The organism is Streptomyces tropicalis (assembly GCF_029269835.1).
Classification (GTDB): Bacteria; Actinomycetota; Actinomycetes; order Streptomycetales; family Streptomycetaceae; genus Streptomyces; species Streptomyces tropicalis.
The window spans coordinates 66923-80547 of sequence record NZ_JARJBB010000021.1 but is presented as its reverse complement, the minus strand read 5'-3'; the positions used below and the strand labels follow the sequence as shown (position 1 = coordinate 80547).

The 13625-nt window shown below is 73.2% G+C and carries 14 protein-coding genes and 1 riboswitch; of the genes, 11 read left to right on the top strand and 3 right to left on the bottom strand.

The window, feature by feature from the left end:
* Positions 1-106: 106 nt before the first annotated feature.
* Together P3H78_RS27935 and P3H78_RS27930 are read left to right on the top strand one after the other, a co-directional pair.
* Complete coding sequence (locus P3H78_RS27935) at positions 107-895, top strand: carbon-nitrogen hydrolase family protein (protein WP_276111948.1); 789 nt, start codon at positions 107-109, stop codon at positions 893-895.
* Between the two features lie 71 nt (positions 896-966).
* On the top strand, positions 967-2679 hold the full coding sequence (locus P3H78_RS27930) for a flavin monoamine oxidase family protein (RefSeq protein WP_276111947.1): 1713 nt from the start codon (positions 967-969) through the stop codon (positions 2677-2679).
* 48 nt (positions 2680-2727) lie between these two features.
* On the opposite strand, the gene P3H78_RS27925 is transcribed toward P3H78_RS27930, so the two are convergent.
* Together P3H78_RS27925 and P3H78_RS27920 are read right to left on the bottom strand one after the other, a co-directional pair.
* Positions 2728-3450: a DUF5995 family protein gene (locus tag P3H78_RS27925; RefSeq protein ID WP_438828055.1), complete on the bottom strand. Its 723-nt coding sequence runs from the start codon at positions 3448-3450 to the stop codon at positions 2728-2730.
* A gap of 98 nt (positions 3451-3548) precedes the next feature.
* A complete protein-coding gene (locus P3H78_RS27920) occupies positions 3549-4964 on the bottom strand; it encodes a uracil-xanthine permease family protein (RefSeq protein ID WP_276111946.1) in 1416 nt (471 codons plus the stop codon).
* Positions 4965-5167: 203 nt separating this feature from the next.
* Here P3H78_RS27920 and P3H78_RS27915 point away from each other — a divergent pair, with 203 nt between their 5' ends.
* Positions 5168-5626: an acyl-CoA thioesterase gene (locus tag P3H78_RS27915; protein ID WP_276111945.1), complete on the top strand. Its 459-nt coding sequence runs from the start codon at positions 5168-5170 to the stop codon at positions 5624-5626.
* Here P3H78_RS27915 and P3H78_RS27910 read toward each other — a convergent pair.
* Complete coding sequence (locus P3H78_RS27910) at positions 5586-6797, bottom strand: MFS transporter (protein WP_276111944.1); 1212 nt, start codon at positions 6795-6797, stop codon at positions 5586-5588. The two genes, P3H78_RS27915 and P3H78_RS27910, sit on opposite strands and share 41 nt — an antisense overlap.
* A gap of 126 nt (positions 6798-6923) precedes the next feature.
* Between P3H78_RS27910 and P3H78_RS27905 the strand changes: the two genes are divergently transcribed.
* The 8 genes from P3H78_RS27905 to P3H78_RS27870 all read left to right on the top strand — a co-directional run bounded on the left by P3H78_RS27905 (position 6924) and on the right by P3H78_RS27870 (position 13598).
* Positions 6924-8150 (top strand): ROK family transcriptional regulator, encoded by a 1227-nt coding sequence (locus P3H78_RS27905; RefSeq protein WP_276111943.1) that lies wholly within the window; start codon positions 6924-6926, stop codon positions 8148-8150.
* A gap of 353 nt (positions 8151-8503) precedes the next feature.
* Positions 8504-8634: riboswitch (FMN riboswitch) on the top strand.
* Between the two features lie 147 nt (positions 8635-8781).
* A complete protein-coding gene (locus P3H78_RS27900) occupies positions 8782-9384 on the top strand; it encodes a riboflavin synthase (RefSeq protein WP_276111942.1) in 603 nt (200 codons plus the stop codon).
* A complete protein-coding gene (gene pnuC, locus P3H78_RS27895; RefSeq protein WP_276111941.1) occupies positions 9381-10025 on the top strand; it encodes a nicotinamide riboside transporter PnuC in 645 nt (214 codons plus the stop codon). The genes P3H78_RS27900 and pnuC overlap by 4 nt, the downstream gene beginning before the upstream one ends.
* The gene (locus P3H78_RS27890) at positions 10022-11401 is read left to right on the top strand and encodes a bifunctional 3,4-dihydroxy-2-butanone-4-phosphate synthase/GTP cyclohydrolase II (RefSeq protein ID WP_276111940.1); all 1380 of its coding nucleotides are present in this window, start codon (positions 10022-10024) and stop codon (positions 11399-11401) included. The genes pnuC and P3H78_RS27890 overlap by 4 nt, the downstream gene beginning before the upstream one ends.
* A gap of 22 nt (positions 11402-11423) precedes the next feature.
* Positions 11424-11909 (top strand): 6,7-dimethyl-8-ribityllumazine synthase, encoded by a 486-nt coding sequence (ribH, locus tag P3H78_RS27885; protein ID WP_276111939.1) that lies wholly within the window; start codon positions 11424-11426, stop codon positions 11907-11909.
* 34 nt (positions 11910-11943) lie between these two features.
* On the top strand, positions 11944-12216 hold the full coding sequence (locus tag P3H78_RS27880; protein ID WP_276111938.1) for a phosphoribosyl-ATP diphosphatase: 273 nt from the start codon (positions 11944-11946) through the stop codon (positions 12214-12216).
* A 51-nt stretch (positions 12217-12267) separates the two neighbouring features.
* The gene (hisG, locus tag P3H78_RS27875; protein ID WP_276111937.1) at positions 12268-13116 is read left to right on the top strand and encodes an ATP phosphoribosyltransferase; all 849 of its coding nucleotides are present in this window, start codon (positions 12268-12270) and stop codon (positions 13114-13116) included.
* Positions 13117-13130: 14 nt separating this feature from the next.
* Positions 13131-13598, top strand: a complete 468-nt coding sequence (locus P3H78_RS27870; RefSeq protein ID WP_276111936.1) for a PH domain-containing protein — start codon at positions 13131-13133, stop codon at positions 13596-13598.
* Positions 13599-13625: the final 27 nt, after the last annotated feature.

Genomic DNA, 13625 nt, shown 5'->3' with positions numbered 1-13625 from the left:
ACGATCCGTGCACCGGCGTGCAACGGCTCCCGCTTGTCCGTGCGAGCGCGCCGACCGTACGGTCTATGCGACCCCCCGAACCCTCCGTCACCGGTGAGGACCCCGCATGCGCACCGCCCTGCTCCAGAGCTCCGGCCGCCCCGGCTCGGTCGCCGAGAACCTCCAGGTCCTCGACGAGGCCGCGGGCCGCGCCGCCGCCGCGGGCGCCGGACTGCTGGTCGCACCGGAGATGTTCCTCACCGGGTACGCGATCGGCGACGGCGTCGGCCGCCTCGCCGAGCCCGCCGACGGGGACTCCGCGGCCGCCGTCGCCGGCACCGCGTCCCGGCACGGCCTGGCGATCGCGTACGGCTACCCGGAGCGGTCCGGCGACACCGTCTTCAACTCCGCCCAGCTGATCGCCGCCGACGGCACCCGCCTCGCGAACTACCGCAAGACCCACCTCTTCGGCGGCTTCGAGCGCGACCAGTTCACCCCGGGCGGGCAGCCGGTCGTGCAGGCCGAGCTGAACGGCCTCACGGTCGGCCTGATGATCTGCTACGACGTGGAGTTCCCGGAGAACGTCCGCGCCCACGCGCTGGCCGGGACCGACCTCCTCCTGGTGCCCACCGCGCAGATGCACCCGTTCCAGTTCGTGGCCGAGTCCGTGGTGCCCGTCCGGGCCTTCGAGAACCAGATGTACGTCGCCTACGTCAACCGGGTCGGCCAGGAGGGCGAGTTCGAGTTCGTCGGACTGTCCACGCTCGCCGGACCCGACGGGGTCGCCCGCACCCGCGCCGGCCGTGCCGAGGAACTCGTCCTCGCCGACGCCGACCCCGCCCTCCTCGCCGCCTCCCGCGCGGCCAACCCGTATCTGGCGGACCGGCGCCCCGGTCTCTACGGGTCCCTCGTCTGACCCGGCGGCCCCGCCCGCCGCCTCCACCTCCCCCGAAGTCCCCGAAGTTCCGCGCAAGGAGTCCGTACCCCATGACGTCCACGGTGCCCAACGCCGTCGAGCACACCGACGCACAGCAGCCGCCGATCACCATGTTCGGCCCGGACTTCCCCTACGCGTACGACGACTTCCTCGCCCACCCGGCGGGCCTCGGCCAGGTCCCGGCGACCGAGCACGGCACCGAGGTCGCCGTCATCGGCGGCGGCCTGTCCGGCATCGTCGCCGCCTACGAGCTGATGAAGATGGGCCTCAAGCCCGTCGTCTACGAGGCCGACCGGATCGGCGGCCGGCTGCGCACCGTCGGCTTCGAGGGCTGCGACCCCGCGCTGACCGCCGAGATGGGCGCGATGCGCTTCCCGCCCTCCTCCACCGCCCTGCAGCACTACATCGACCTGGTGGGCCTGGAGACCCGGCCCTTCCCCAACCCGCTGGCGGAGGCCACCCCGTCCACCGTCGTCGACCTCAAGGGCGAGTCGCACTACGCCGAGACCGCCGCCGACCTGCCGCAGGTCTACCGGGACGTGGCCGACGCCTGGAACCGCTGCCTGGAGGAGGGCGCCGACTTCTCCGACATGAACCGCGCCCTGCGGACCCGGGACGTGCCCCGCATCCGCGAGATCTGGGCCCGGCTGGTGGAGAAGCTCGACAACCAGACCTTCTACGGCTTCCTCTGCGACTCCGACGCCTTCAAGTCCTTCCGGCACCGCGAGATCTTCGGCCAGGTCGGCTTCGGCACGGGCGGCTGGGACACCGACTTCCCGAACTCCATCCTGGAGATCCTGCGCGTCGTCTACACCGAGGCCGACGACCACCACCGCGGCATCGTCGGCGGCTCGCAGCAGCTGCCCCTGCGCCTGTGGGAGCGCGCGCCGGGGAAGATCGTCCACTGGCCGTACGGCACCTCCCTGGAGACGCTGCACCCGGCCGGCGAGCCCCGGCCGGCCGTGACCCGGCTGCACCGCACCGCGGGCAACCGCATCACGGTCACCGACGCGGACGGCGACATCCGCACCTACCGCGCGGCCGTCTTCACCGCGCAGTCCTGGATGCTGCTGTCCAAGATCGACTGCGACGACGCGCTCTTCCCCATCGACCACTGGACGGCGATGGAGCGGACCCACTACATGGAGTCCTCCAAGCTGTTCGTGCCCGTGGACCGGCCGTTCTGGCGGGACAAGGCCGTCGACGACAGGGGAAATCCGACCGGACGGGACGTCATGTCGATGACGCTCACCGACCGCATGACCCGCGGCACCTACCTGCTGGACGACGGCCCCGACAGGCCGGCCGTGATCTGCCTGTCGTACACCTGGTGCGACGACAGCCTGAAGTGGCTGCCGCTGTCCGCGAACGAGCGGATGGAGGTCATGCTGAAGTCGCTCGGCGAGATCTACCCGAATGTCGACATCAGGAAGCACGTCATCGGCAACCCGGTGACCGTCTCCTGGGAGAACGAGCCCTACTTCATGGGCGCGTTCAAGGCCAACCTGCCGGGCCACTACCGCTACCAGCGGCGCCTGTTCACGCACTTCGTGCAGGACCGGCTGCCCGAGGACAAGCGGGGCCTGTTCCTCGCCGGCGACGACATCTCCTGGACGGCGGGCTGGGCCGAGGGCGCCGTCCAGACCGCGCTCAACGCGGTCTGGGGCGTGATGCACCACCTCGGCGGCGAGACCGACCCGACCAACCCCGGCCCGGGCGACGTCTACGACGAGATAGCACCCGTCGAGCTCCCCGAGGACTGAGCGCCCCGGCCGGGCGCGCCGCCGCCCGGCCGGAACGCCCGGCCCGGCTCAGTCCGGCAGCGGCGTGAGGAGGATCCGCCCGGCGAAGCCGACCGCGGCGTCCAGCCGTTCGGCGAACTCCCCGGCCACGTCGGGCAGCCGCCGCAGCGCCCACAGCGCCCGGGCCGCCGACCAGGTGGCGTCCCGGGCCCGTTCCAGGCTCCACGAGCCGAGCAGGTGGGTGAGCGGGTCGGCGATCTGGAGCAGGTCGGGACCCGGCATCAGGTCCTCCCGGATGCGTTCCTCCAGGGAGACGAGGAGGTCGCCGACCCGGTCGAAGTCGCCCTCGAGGTCTGCGGGGTCGCAGTCCAGCGCCCGGCAGGTGTCGACGACGGCGAGCGCCAGGTCGTGGCCGATGTGCGCGTTGATGCCCGCCAGCGCGAACTGCAGCGGGCGCACCCCGGGATGCCGGCGGAACTGGAACAGCGGCCGCCAGCAGGCCGGCGGGAGGTCCTGCCCGGCCTCCCGGTCGACCGCGGTGAGGTACCGCCGGGCGAACCGGACGTCGAGGTCGGCCGCGGCCCGGGAATCCGTGAACCGGCCCGCGGACAGCCCCCGGGCGACCTCCTCGGTGACGGCGAGGTAGACACGGTTGAACACCGCGATCCCGTCGCGTGCCGGGAGTTCCGCGTCCAGCTCCCGCATCCGGGCGACGACCGCGTCCACGCGGTCCACGCGGTCCGTGTCGTCCGCGGTACCGGCGCGGCCGGCGAGGTGTGCCGATTGCCCCATGGGGGCAGCGTCCCAGGCCCGCACCGGTCCGCGGGCCGACGGGCCCGGCGCTTCCCCGGAACGGGGGAAACCCGCCCGGGGGAGGGCGTGCTGCCTTGCTATCCGCGGGTCTCGGGGTCCGTGGCCGGCGTGGTCCCGGTGGCGTTCTCGTCGTAGGACGACGTGCCCTCGTCCAGCAGCGGCTGCTGCTGCTTGAGGTGCGCGGGCGCGAGGGCGCGCAGCGCGTGGTAACCGATGATGACGACCAGTGTGCCCAGCGCGATCCCGCTCAGCGAGAAGGTGCCGGAGAACTTCAGGCTGACGTTGCCGACGCCGATGATGATGCCCGCGGCGGCCGGCACCAGGTTGAGCGGATTACGCAGGTCCACCCGGGCGTTCGTCCAGATCTGCGCGCCGAGCAGGCCGATCATGCCGTAGAGGATCACGGTGATGCCGCCGAGGACGCCGCCCGGGATCGCGGCCACCACGGCACCGAACTTCGGGCAGACGCCGAAGAGCAGCGCGAAGCCCGCGGCCGCCCAGTAGGCGGCCGTCGAGTACACCCGGGTCGCGGCCATCACGCCGATGTTCTCGGAGTAGGTGGTGTTGGGCGGGCCGCCCACGGCCGTCGACAGCATCGAGGCCACGCCGTCCGCGGAGATGGCGGTGCCCAGCTTGTCGTCCAGCGGGTCGCCGGTCATCTCGCCGACGGCCTTGACGTGCCCGGCGTTCTCCGCGACGAGGGCGATGACCACGGGCAGCGCCACCAGGATCGCCGACCACTGGAAGGACGGGCCGTGGAACGAGGGCAGTCCGATCCAGTCGGCCTTGCCCACCCCGGACAGGTCCAGGCGCCAGTGGTCGGTGACCTTGCCGCTCGCGTCCACGGAGTGGATCTTGCCGAAGACGCGGTCGCACACCCAGGACAGGGCGTAGCCGAAGACCAGGCCCAGGAAGATCGCGATGCGGGACCAGAAGCCGCGCAGGCAGACCACGGCCAGCGCGGTGAAGACCATCACCAGCAGGGCCGTCCACTGGTCCTGCGGCCAGTAGGTGGACGCGGTGACGGGGGCGAGGTTGAAGCCGATCAGCATGACCACCGCACCGGTGACGATCGGCGGCATCGCGGCGTGGATGATCCGCGCGCCGAACCGCTGCACGGCGAGCCCGATCAGGAACAGCGCGACGCCGACCACGAACACCGCGCCGGTCACCGTCGCACTGGTGCCGCCCTGTGCGCGGATGACCGCGGCCACGCCCACGAAGGACAGCGAGCAGCCCAGGTAGCTGGGCACCCGGCCGCGGGTGGCGAGCAGGAAGATCACGGTCGCGATGCCGGACATCATGATCGCGAGGTTGGGGTTCAGGCCCATGAGCACGGGGGCCACGAAGGACGCGCCGAACATGGCCACGACGTGCTGGGCGCCGAGCCCGACGGTTCGGGGCCAGGAGAGCCGTTCGTCGGGCCGCACCACCGCTCCCGGTGCGGGCGTCCGCCCGTCACCGTGCAGCTTCCAGCGCACGCCGAGGTCCATGGTGGGGTATCGCTTTCTCTGTACGTGAAGACGGTCCGGACCATTGTCGCCGCTACCAGGCGGTCCCACGTCCACGCGGTCCGCCCGCTGCATGCTGGTCATGCACGTGACCAGTGCATCCCGCTCCGCAGTGCGGTACTGAGCGTCCGCTTAGGATGGGGAGCCCCGCGACCGCAGCACCCGTGACACCCAGGAGCCCCGCCGTGACCGCCGAAGCCCCGACCGCGCCCGCCCTGCCGTACGGGCGGCTGATCCCCGTCGCCGTCCACTTCGACGACCTCGACGCCCTCGGGCTGCTCCACAACGCCCGCTACCCCCTGATGGTCGAGCGGGCCTGGGCGGCACTGTGGCAGGAGCACGGGTTCCGCTTCGAGGGCGACTGGGCGGCGGCCGGGGACGCCTGCAACGCGGTCAAGGAACTGCGCATCACCTACGAGGCCCCGGTGACCCGGCCCGGCCCGTACGCCGTCCACCTGTGGCTGGAGCGGCTCGGCACCACCGGCCTCACCTACGGCTTCCGCTTCTGTTCGGTGGACGGCGCGCAGACCTTCGCCCGCGGCACCCGCGTCCTGGTCCGGCTGGACGCGGCGACGCTGCGGCCCGCGCCCTGGAGCGAGGAGTTCAGGACCGCGGGCCGGGCACTGCTGCGGCCTGCGGACTGACCTTCGGCCGGTCCCGGTCGCCGGCCCGCAGCACCCCGGCGAAGACGGCGAGACCGCAGGTCAGCACGGTCACCAGGGCGAAGGACACCACGAGACTGGTCGCCTGGGCCAGGCCCCCGATCGCGCCCGGCGCGACCAGCCCCGAGGTGTACGTGATGGCCGCCACGCCCGCGATGGCCTGGCTGGGGTTCGGACCGCTGCGGCCCGCCGCGGCGAAGCACAGCGGCACGACGACGGCGATGCCGAGGCCCATCAGGGAGAAGCCGGTCATGGCCAGTGCCGGGTGGCCCGCGAGAACGACGAGCAGGCCCCCGAGGGCGGCGACGACGCCCCCGGCCCGGACCGTGCGCACCGCGCCGAACCGGTCCACCACCCGGTCGCCCGCGATCCGCGCCGCGGCCATGGTCAGCGTGAAGCCGGTGGTGCAGGCCGCCGCGAGACCGGCCGAACTCTCCAGCCGGTCCCGCAGGTAGACCGCCGACCAGTCCAGGCTCGCGCCCTCCGCGAACACCGCGCAGAACCCGATCGCCCCGATCAGCAGCGCCGAGCGCGGCGGCAGCGCGAACCGCGGCGGCGGGTCCTCCTCCGCGGCGGGACGGAGGTCCAGCACCCAGGTGCAGGCCGTCAGTCCCAGCACGGTGAGGACCCCGGCGGCCAGGGCGTGGTGCAGCCGGGCGTCCGAGCCCAGGTGCGCGGCGAGCGTGCCCGCCGCCGACCCGGCCAGGACGCCCGTGCTCCACATGCCGTGCAGCCCGGACATGATCGACCGGTCGAGCCGGTTCTCGACCTCCACGCCGAGCGCGTTCATCGCGACGTCGGAGAGGCCCGAGGTGGCGCCGTAGACGAACAGCGCCAGGCACAGGGCGGGGAGGTTCGGGGCGAGGGAGGGCAGCACCAGCGAGAGCGTCCACAGGGCGAGCAGCCCGCGCAGGGCGTTGCGGGTGCCGAAGCGGTGGCTGAGACCGCCGGCCAGGGGCATGGCGAGCGACGCGCCGAGCGCCGGGAAGGCCAGGGCGAGGCCGAGCTGTCCGGGGCCGGCCCCGGCGTGCTCCTGGATCCACGGCACGCGGGTGGCGAAGGAGCCGGTGACGGCGCCGTGCACGGCGAAGACGGCCGCCACCGCGTACCGGGCGCGCCGCACCTGCCGCTGTTCGTGGACCACTTCACTCATCGTCGGGCCCCTCCCGGCTGTCCGGTGTCCAGCGTGCCGCCGTAAACTATCAGGAACCCTGCCTGATAAATAGAGGTGAGCGCCCGCACGGTGGAGCGCCCCGGCCGATCTGGGAGGATTCCCGCCATGCCCGCATCCCCGAGCACCGCCCGAGCCCTCAACGACCGGCTCGCGCTGCGGCTGATGCAGCAGGAAGGGCCGCTGACGGCAGGGCAGTTGAAGCAGCTGACCGGTCTGTCCCGGCCGACCGTCGCCGACCTGGTCGAACGCCTCACGGCCTCCGGCCTGATCGCGGTGGTCGGCGAGGCGCGGGAGCAGCGGCGCGGCCCGAACGCCCGGCTGTACGGGATCGTCGCCGACCGGGCCCACCTGGCCGCGCTCGACGTGCGCACCGAGAGCGTCTCCGTGACCGTCGCCGACCTGCTCGGGCGGGTCCTCGCGGAGGCGTCCGTGCCGATCGGCGGCGGCACGGGCACCGGCCTCGCGGTGGAGCGGGCGGTGGCGCTGGTGGAGCGCACCGCCGAGGAGGCGGGCGCGCGGCGGCTGCACACCGTCGGCATCGGAGCCCCGGGGCTGGTCGACCCGGTCTCCGGTGAACTGCGGGACACCACCGGCCTGCCCGAGTGGCACCGCCGATTGGTCGCCGCGGTGCAGGCGAGGCTCCCGCAGGCCCGTGTCATCGTCGAGAACGAGACCAATCTCGCCGCGCTCGCCGAGCAGCGGGCCGGCGCCGCGCGGGACCGGGACACCTTCGTCCTGCTGTGGCTGGGCCACGGCGTCGGCGCGGCCGTGGTCCTGGACGGCGCCCTGCGCCGGGGCGCCTCCGGCGGCACCGGGGAGATCGGCTTCCTGCCGGTCCCGGGCACCGGCACGCTCCCCTCGGCGACGGACTGCGCGGGCGGCTTCCACTCCCTGGCGGGGGCCGAGGCGGTGCTCCGGCTGGCCCGGGAGCACGGTCTGCGGGTCCCGGCCGCGCCGCCCGCTGCCGCCGGCGGGGCCGCGCGCGGGCCCCTCGTCGCCGGCCTGGTGCGCTCGGCCGCGACCGCGGCCGCTGAGGGCACCGGGCCCGCCGGCGCCGGACCGTTCCTCGACGCGCTCGCCGACGGGCTCGCGCTCGGCGCGGCCTCGGTGGTGGCCGTGCTCGACCCGGGATGCGTGGTGCTGGGCGGCGAGGTCGGGCAGGCCGGCGGGGAGCAGCTCGCCGCCCGCGTGGCCGAGCGGATCCGCCGGATGTCACCCCTGCCCACGGAGGTCCGCCCCGGTGCCCTGGGCGGCGGCGCCGTCCTGCGCGGCGCCCTCCTCACGGCCCGCGACCGCGCCCAGGAGGAACTGTTCGCCCCGCCGGGCATCTGACGAGGCGTGGGCCCGGCGGACCCGGCACCCCGTGCCGGCTCCCGGCGCGGCCCGCGGCGGACGCAGGGCGGGGCTCGTGTGTGAACTCCGCGGCGGTCGCCTCGAGTTCACCCCGCCGAACGGTCCGCCGACGGTCCGCACACCCGTTGACCCATATGGTCTAGTCCATTTAGGGTCGGGAGGGGCCCGCTCCGCGCACGAGGCCCGCGCAGACCGGTCCGGCGGCGGTGACGACGGCCCTTGCCCGCAGCCGGGCCCTCTCCGCCCGACCGACTCCGGTCCTGTGAGCCACTCCACAGGCGGCACCTGTCGGTCCGTCGGTGGGGCGTGGCACACTGGCTCTGTACCAGAAGCAGCGCACTCCGGGGTCGGTGAAAGTCCGAACCGGCGGTTACAGTCCGCGACCCGGCCGCTTCCAGCGGCCGGTTGACCAGGTGGAATTCCTGGACCGACGGTTAAAGTCCGGATGGGAGGCAGTGCGCGGCGAGCGGGCATCCGTGCACGCCGTCGTCTGGACCCGTCCACCGGGACAGGGTCCCGTCCGGCGTCGTCCCCGGTGTGCCGCTCGTGTTCTCTGTCGTCATCGACAGCCCCGGAGTCCGTGCCCGAATGAGGCAGGAGGACCCGGGAAGTGTTCACCGGAATCGTCGAAGAGCTGGGCGAGGTCACCGCCGTCGAGGACCTCGGCGACGCCGCCCGCTTCCGGCTCCGCGGCCCCGTCGTCACCGAGGGAGCCCGGCACGGCGACTCCATCGCCGTGAACGGGGTCTGTCTCACCGTCGTCGAGCACGAGGGCGACGAGTTCACCGCCGACGTCATGGCGGAGACCCTTCTGCGCTCCAGCCTCGGCGCCCTCGCCACCGGCTCCCGGGTGAACCTGGAGCGCCCCACCGCGGTCGGCGCGCGCCTCGGCGGGCACATCGTGCAGGGCCACGTCGACGGCACCGGCACCGTCCTGGAGCGCACCCCCTCCGAGCACTGGGAGGTCGTCCGGATCTCCCTGCCCGCGGACCTCGCGCGCTACGTCGTCGAGAAGGGCTCCATCACCGTCGACGGCATCAGCCTCACCGTCGTCGAGGCCGGCGCCGACCACTTCACGGTCAGCCTGATCCCCACCACGCTCGCCCTGACCACCCTCGGCCTCAAGCAGCCCGGCGACCCGGTCAACCTCGAGGTGGACATCGTCGCGAAGTACGTCGAGCGGCTGCTGGCCGGTCAGGGGGGCACCCGGTGAACTGGCTCAACTCCGAGGCCTTCACCGTCCTCGGCCAGCACATCAAGTGGTCGGACATGATCGGCAACGTCGTCGGCCTGGCCGGCCTGGCGTTCGGCTGGCGCCGCTCCCTGTGGAGCTGGCCCACCCAGTTCCTGTCCGGGCTGATCCTGTTCGCCGCCTTCGCCACCGCCCACCTGTCCGGCAGTGCCGGCAAGCAGGTCGTCGTCATGGTCGTGGCGGTCTACGGCTGGTGGCAGTGGAAGCGCGGCGCGGGGCAGGCCGCCGACGGACACGTCGCCGTGCGCTTCGCGACCTGGCGCGAGCGGGCGGCCATGCTCGGCGCGGCCGCCGTCGGCACCGTCGCCGTCGCGGAGCTCTTCCAGGCGTACCCGGCGCTGTCCTGGGACCCCTGGCCCGACGCGTACATCTTCGTCGGCACTGTCGTCGCCATGTACGCCCAGGCGCGCGGCATGGTCGAGTTCTGGTTCGCCTGGCTGCTCGTCGACGTCGTCGGCGTCCCCCTCAACTTCGCCAACGGCTTCGCCTTCTCCGGCTTCGTCTACGTCCTCTACGGCGCGCTCGTCCTGTGGGGCATGCGCGACTGGTGGCTGCGCTCCCGCCGGACCCCGCAGCCCGTCCTGGAAGGAGCGCCCGCATGAGCGCCCACCCCTCTTCCGCCGCCACCCTGCCCGGGGCGCCGGAGACCGCGGCCCCGCACGTCCTGTACAGCACGGACAACATCGAGGACCTCGCGCTGGACCCCATCGAGCAGGCCGTCGCCGACATCGCCGCCGGGCGCCCGGTCGTGGTCGTCGACGACGAGGACCGCGAGAACGAGGGCGACCTCGTCGTCGCCGCCGAGAAGGCGACCCCCGAGATCGTCGCGTTCATGATGAGCGAGTGCCGCGGTCTGATCTGCGCTCCCATGGAGGGCGACGAGCTCGACCGGCTGCAGCTGCCGCAGATGGTCGAGGACAACACCGAGTCGATGAAGACCGCCTTCACCGTCTCCGTCGACGCCTCCGCCGCCCACGGCGTCACCACCGGCATCTCCGCCGCCGACCGCGCCACCACGCTCCGGCTGCTGGCCGGCGGCGCGGCCGAGCCCGGCGACCTCGTCCGCCCCGGCCACATCTTCCCGCTGCGCGCCCGGCCCGGCGGCGTCCTGGTCCGCAACGGCCACACCGAGGCCGCCGTCGACCTCGCCCGCCTCGCGGGGCTGCGCCCGGCCGGTGCGATCGTGGAGATCGCCGGCGAGGACGGCCGCATGCTGCGCCTGCCCGAGCTGATCCCCTTCGCCCGCAAGCACGGCCTGACCATCGTCTCCATCGAGGACCTGATCGCCCATCGCCGCGCGGCCGAACTCCCGGCCGCGCGCGAGGAGGAGCCCGTGGACCCGGGCGAGCCCGTCGTCCGCCCCGAGGCCGTGGTCCGCCTGCCCACGGCGCACGGCACCTTCACCGCCCACGGCTACCGCTCCACCGCCGACGGCGTCGAGCACGTGGCGCTGGTGCACGGCGACATCGGGGACGGCGAGGACGTCGTGGTGCGCATCCACTCCGAGTGCCTCACCGGCGACGTCTTCGGCTCCCAGCGCTGCGACTGCGGCCCCCAGCTCGACGCCTCCCTGGAGCGCGTCCGGGCCGAGGGCAGGGGAGTGGTGGTGTACCTGCGCGGCCACGAGGGGCGCGGCATCGGCCTGATGTCCAAGCTGCGCGCCTACGAGCTCCAGGAGCGCGGCCGCGACACCCTCGACGCCAACCTCGAACTCGGCCTGCCCGCCGACGCCCGTGACTACGGTGCCGGTGCGCAGATCCTGCGCGACCTCGGCGTCCGCAGCGTCCGCCTGATGACCAACAACCCCGACAAGACCGACGCGCTGCTGCGCCACGGCCTGCGGGTCACCGGGCGCGAGCCGATGCCCGTCCAGGCGGGCGAGCACAACCTCCGCTACCTGCGCACCAAGCGGGACCGGATGGGGCACGACCTGCCCTGGCTGGACACGACTGCCGTGTCCGCCTGCGGCAACCAGTAGAGAAACAGCACGGAGGAGACACGTGAGCGGCAAGGGTGCACCGGAACTGTCCGTCCGGAACGTCGGGGACCTCAGGGTCGCCGTCGTCGCGGCGCAGTGGCACGACAAGGTGATGGACGGTCTGGTGGACGGCGCCCTGCGCGCCCTGCACGAGCTGGGAATCGACGAGCCGACCCTGCTCAGGGTCCCCGGCAGCTTCGAGCTCCCGGTGGTGGCCAAGGTCCTCGCCGGACGCGGCTACGACGCGATCGTCGCGCTCGGCGTCGTCATCCGGGGCGGCACCCCCCACTTCGACTACGTGTGCCAGGGCGTCACGCAGGGCCTGACCCAGGTCTCGGTCGAGACCGGCGTCCCCATCGGCTTCGGCGTGCTCACCTGCGACACCGAGGAGCAGGCCCTGGACCGGGCCGGCATCGAGGGCTCCTCCGAGGACAAGGGCCACGAGGCGGTTACGGCGGCGGTGGCGACCGCGGCCACGCTCCGCTCGGTGTCCGAACCCTGGCGCTGAGGAGTCGGCCGGACCGCGTAGGGTGGGGACCACCATGTCCAAGAAGACGTTCGAGGGGCTCTTCACCGAGCTCCAGCACAAGGCCGCCCACGGCGATCCCGCCACCTCCCGCACCGCCGAACTGGTGGGCCAGGGCGTCCATGCCATCGGCAAGAAGGTCGTCGAGGAGGCCGCCGAGGTCTGGATGGCCGCCGAGTACGAGGGCAAGGACGCGGCGGCCGAGGAGATCTCGCAGCTGCTCTACCACGTCCAGGTGATGATGGTCGCCCGCGGCATCTCCCTGGACGACGTCTACGCCCACCTCTGAGCCCTCCCGCACCGAACCGCCGTACCGCACGAAGCAAAGGAAGCCGCCCTCATGCTGCGCATCGCCGTCCCCAACAAGGGTTCACTCTCCGGCCCTGCGGCGGACATGCTGCATGAGGCCGGCTACCAGCAGCGCCGCGAGTCCAAGGAACTGCGCATCGTCGACCCGGAGAACGAGGTCGAGTTCTTCTACCTCCGCCCCCGCGACATCGCGATCTACGTCTCCTCCGGCCGTCTGGACATCGGCATCACCGGGCGCGACCTGCTCATCGACTCCGGTGCCAACGCGGAGGAGATCCTCGCCCTCGGCTTCGCCCGCTCCACCTTCCGCTACGCCGGCAAGCCGGGCACGGCAGGGGCCGTCGCGGACCTGAACGGCCGGACCGTGGCCACCTCCTACGAGGGCATCGTCGCCAAGCACCTCGCCGACCACGGCATCGACGCCTCCGTCGTCCACCTCGACGGCGCCGTGGAGACCGCCATCGAGCTGGGCGTCGCCGAGGTCATCGCCGACGTCGTGGAGACCGGCACCTCGCTGCGCAACGCGGGCCTGGAGGTCTTCGGCGACCCGATCATGAAGTCCGAGGCCATCGTCGTCCGCCGCACCGGCGCCGACCGGGAGGAACCCAAGGTCCAGCAGTTCCTGCGCCGCCTCCAGGGCGTCCTGGTGGCCCGGACCTACGTGATGATGGACTACGACTGCCGGGTCGAGCAGCTGGAGAAGGCCGTCGCGCTGACCCCGGGCCTGGAGTCGCCGACCGTCTCCCCGCTGCACAACGAGGGCTGGGTCGCCGTCCGCGCGATGGTGCCCGCCAAGGAGGCCCAGCGGATCATGGACGACCTGTACGCCATCGGTGCGCGGGCCATCCTGACCACGGCCATCCACGCCTGCCGCCTCTGAGGGGGCGCCCCGCGATGTCCGACCTGCCCGCCCTCCCCGTCACCTTCCGGCCGGCCCGCACCCGCGCGGTCCTGGTCACCGCCGCGGTCGCGATCTTCGTGGTCGTGTCGGCCGTCGGGATGATGCTGGAGACCCTCAACGCCGGCGAGCGCGCCAGCTTCGTCCTCACCGGGGCACTCCTCGGCGGAGTGCTGCTGATGCTCGCCCGGCCGAGGGTCCTCGCCGACGACACGGGCGTCACCGTGGTGAACATCACGTCCCGGCGCCGGCTGGCCTGGGCGGAGATCCTCCACGTGAACCTCCGCCCCGGCGACCCGTGGGTCTTCCTCGACCTCAGCGACGGCACCAGCCTGCCCGTGCTGGGCATTCAGCCGGGCATCGCCCGGGACCGCGCCATCGCCGACGCGCGGGCCCTGCGCGCGCTCGTCGCGGCGCGCTCCGCCGGGGACCCCGAGCGGTCCCCGGAGGGCCCCCGCGGCTGACTCGACGGTGTCCGCCCTGCCGCATCG

Bases quoted from the DNA above. Each gene is read 5' to 3' on its own strand.
- P3H78_RS27935 (WP_276111948.1), top strand. From the start codon at position 107: ATGCGCACCGCCCTGCTCCAGAGCTCCGGCCGCCCCGGCTCGGTCGCC.
- P3H78_RS27930 (WP_276111947.1), top strand. From the start codon at position 967: ATGACGTCCACGGTGCCCAACGCCGTCGAGCACACCGACGCACAGCAG.
- P3H78_RS27925 (WP_438828055.1), bottom strand. From the start codon at position 3,450: ATGGGGCAATCGGCACACCTCGCCGGCCGCGCCGGTACCGCGGACGAC.
- P3H78_RS27920 (WP_276111946.1), bottom strand. From the start codon at position 4,964: ATGGACCTCGGCGTGCGCTGGAAGCTGCACGGTGACGGGCGGACGCCC.
- P3H78_RS27910 (WP_276111944.1), bottom strand. From the start codon at position 6,797: ATGAGTGAAGTGGTCCACGAACAGCGGCAGGTGCGGCGCGCCCGGTAC.
- P3H78_RS27905 (WP_276111943.1), top strand. From the start codon at position 6,924: ATGCCCGCATCCCCGAGCACCGCCCGAGCCCTCAACGACCGGCTCGCG.
- P3H78_RS27890 (WP_276111940.1), top strand. From the start codon at position 10,022: ATGAGCGCCCACCCCTCTTCCGCCGCCACCCTGCCCGGGGCGCCGGAG.
- P3H78_RS27880 (WP_276111938.1), top strand. From the start codon at position 11,944: ATGTCCAAGAAGACGTTCGAGGGGCTCTTCACCGAGCTCCAGCACAAG.
- hisG (WP_276111937.1), top strand. From the start codon at position 12,268: ATGCTGCGCATCGCCGTCCCCAACAAGGGTTCACTCTCCGGCCCTGCG.
- P3H78_RS27870 (WP_276111936.1), top strand. From the start codon at position 13,131: ATGTCCGACCTGCCCGCCCTCCCCGTCACCTTCCGGCCGGCCCGCACC.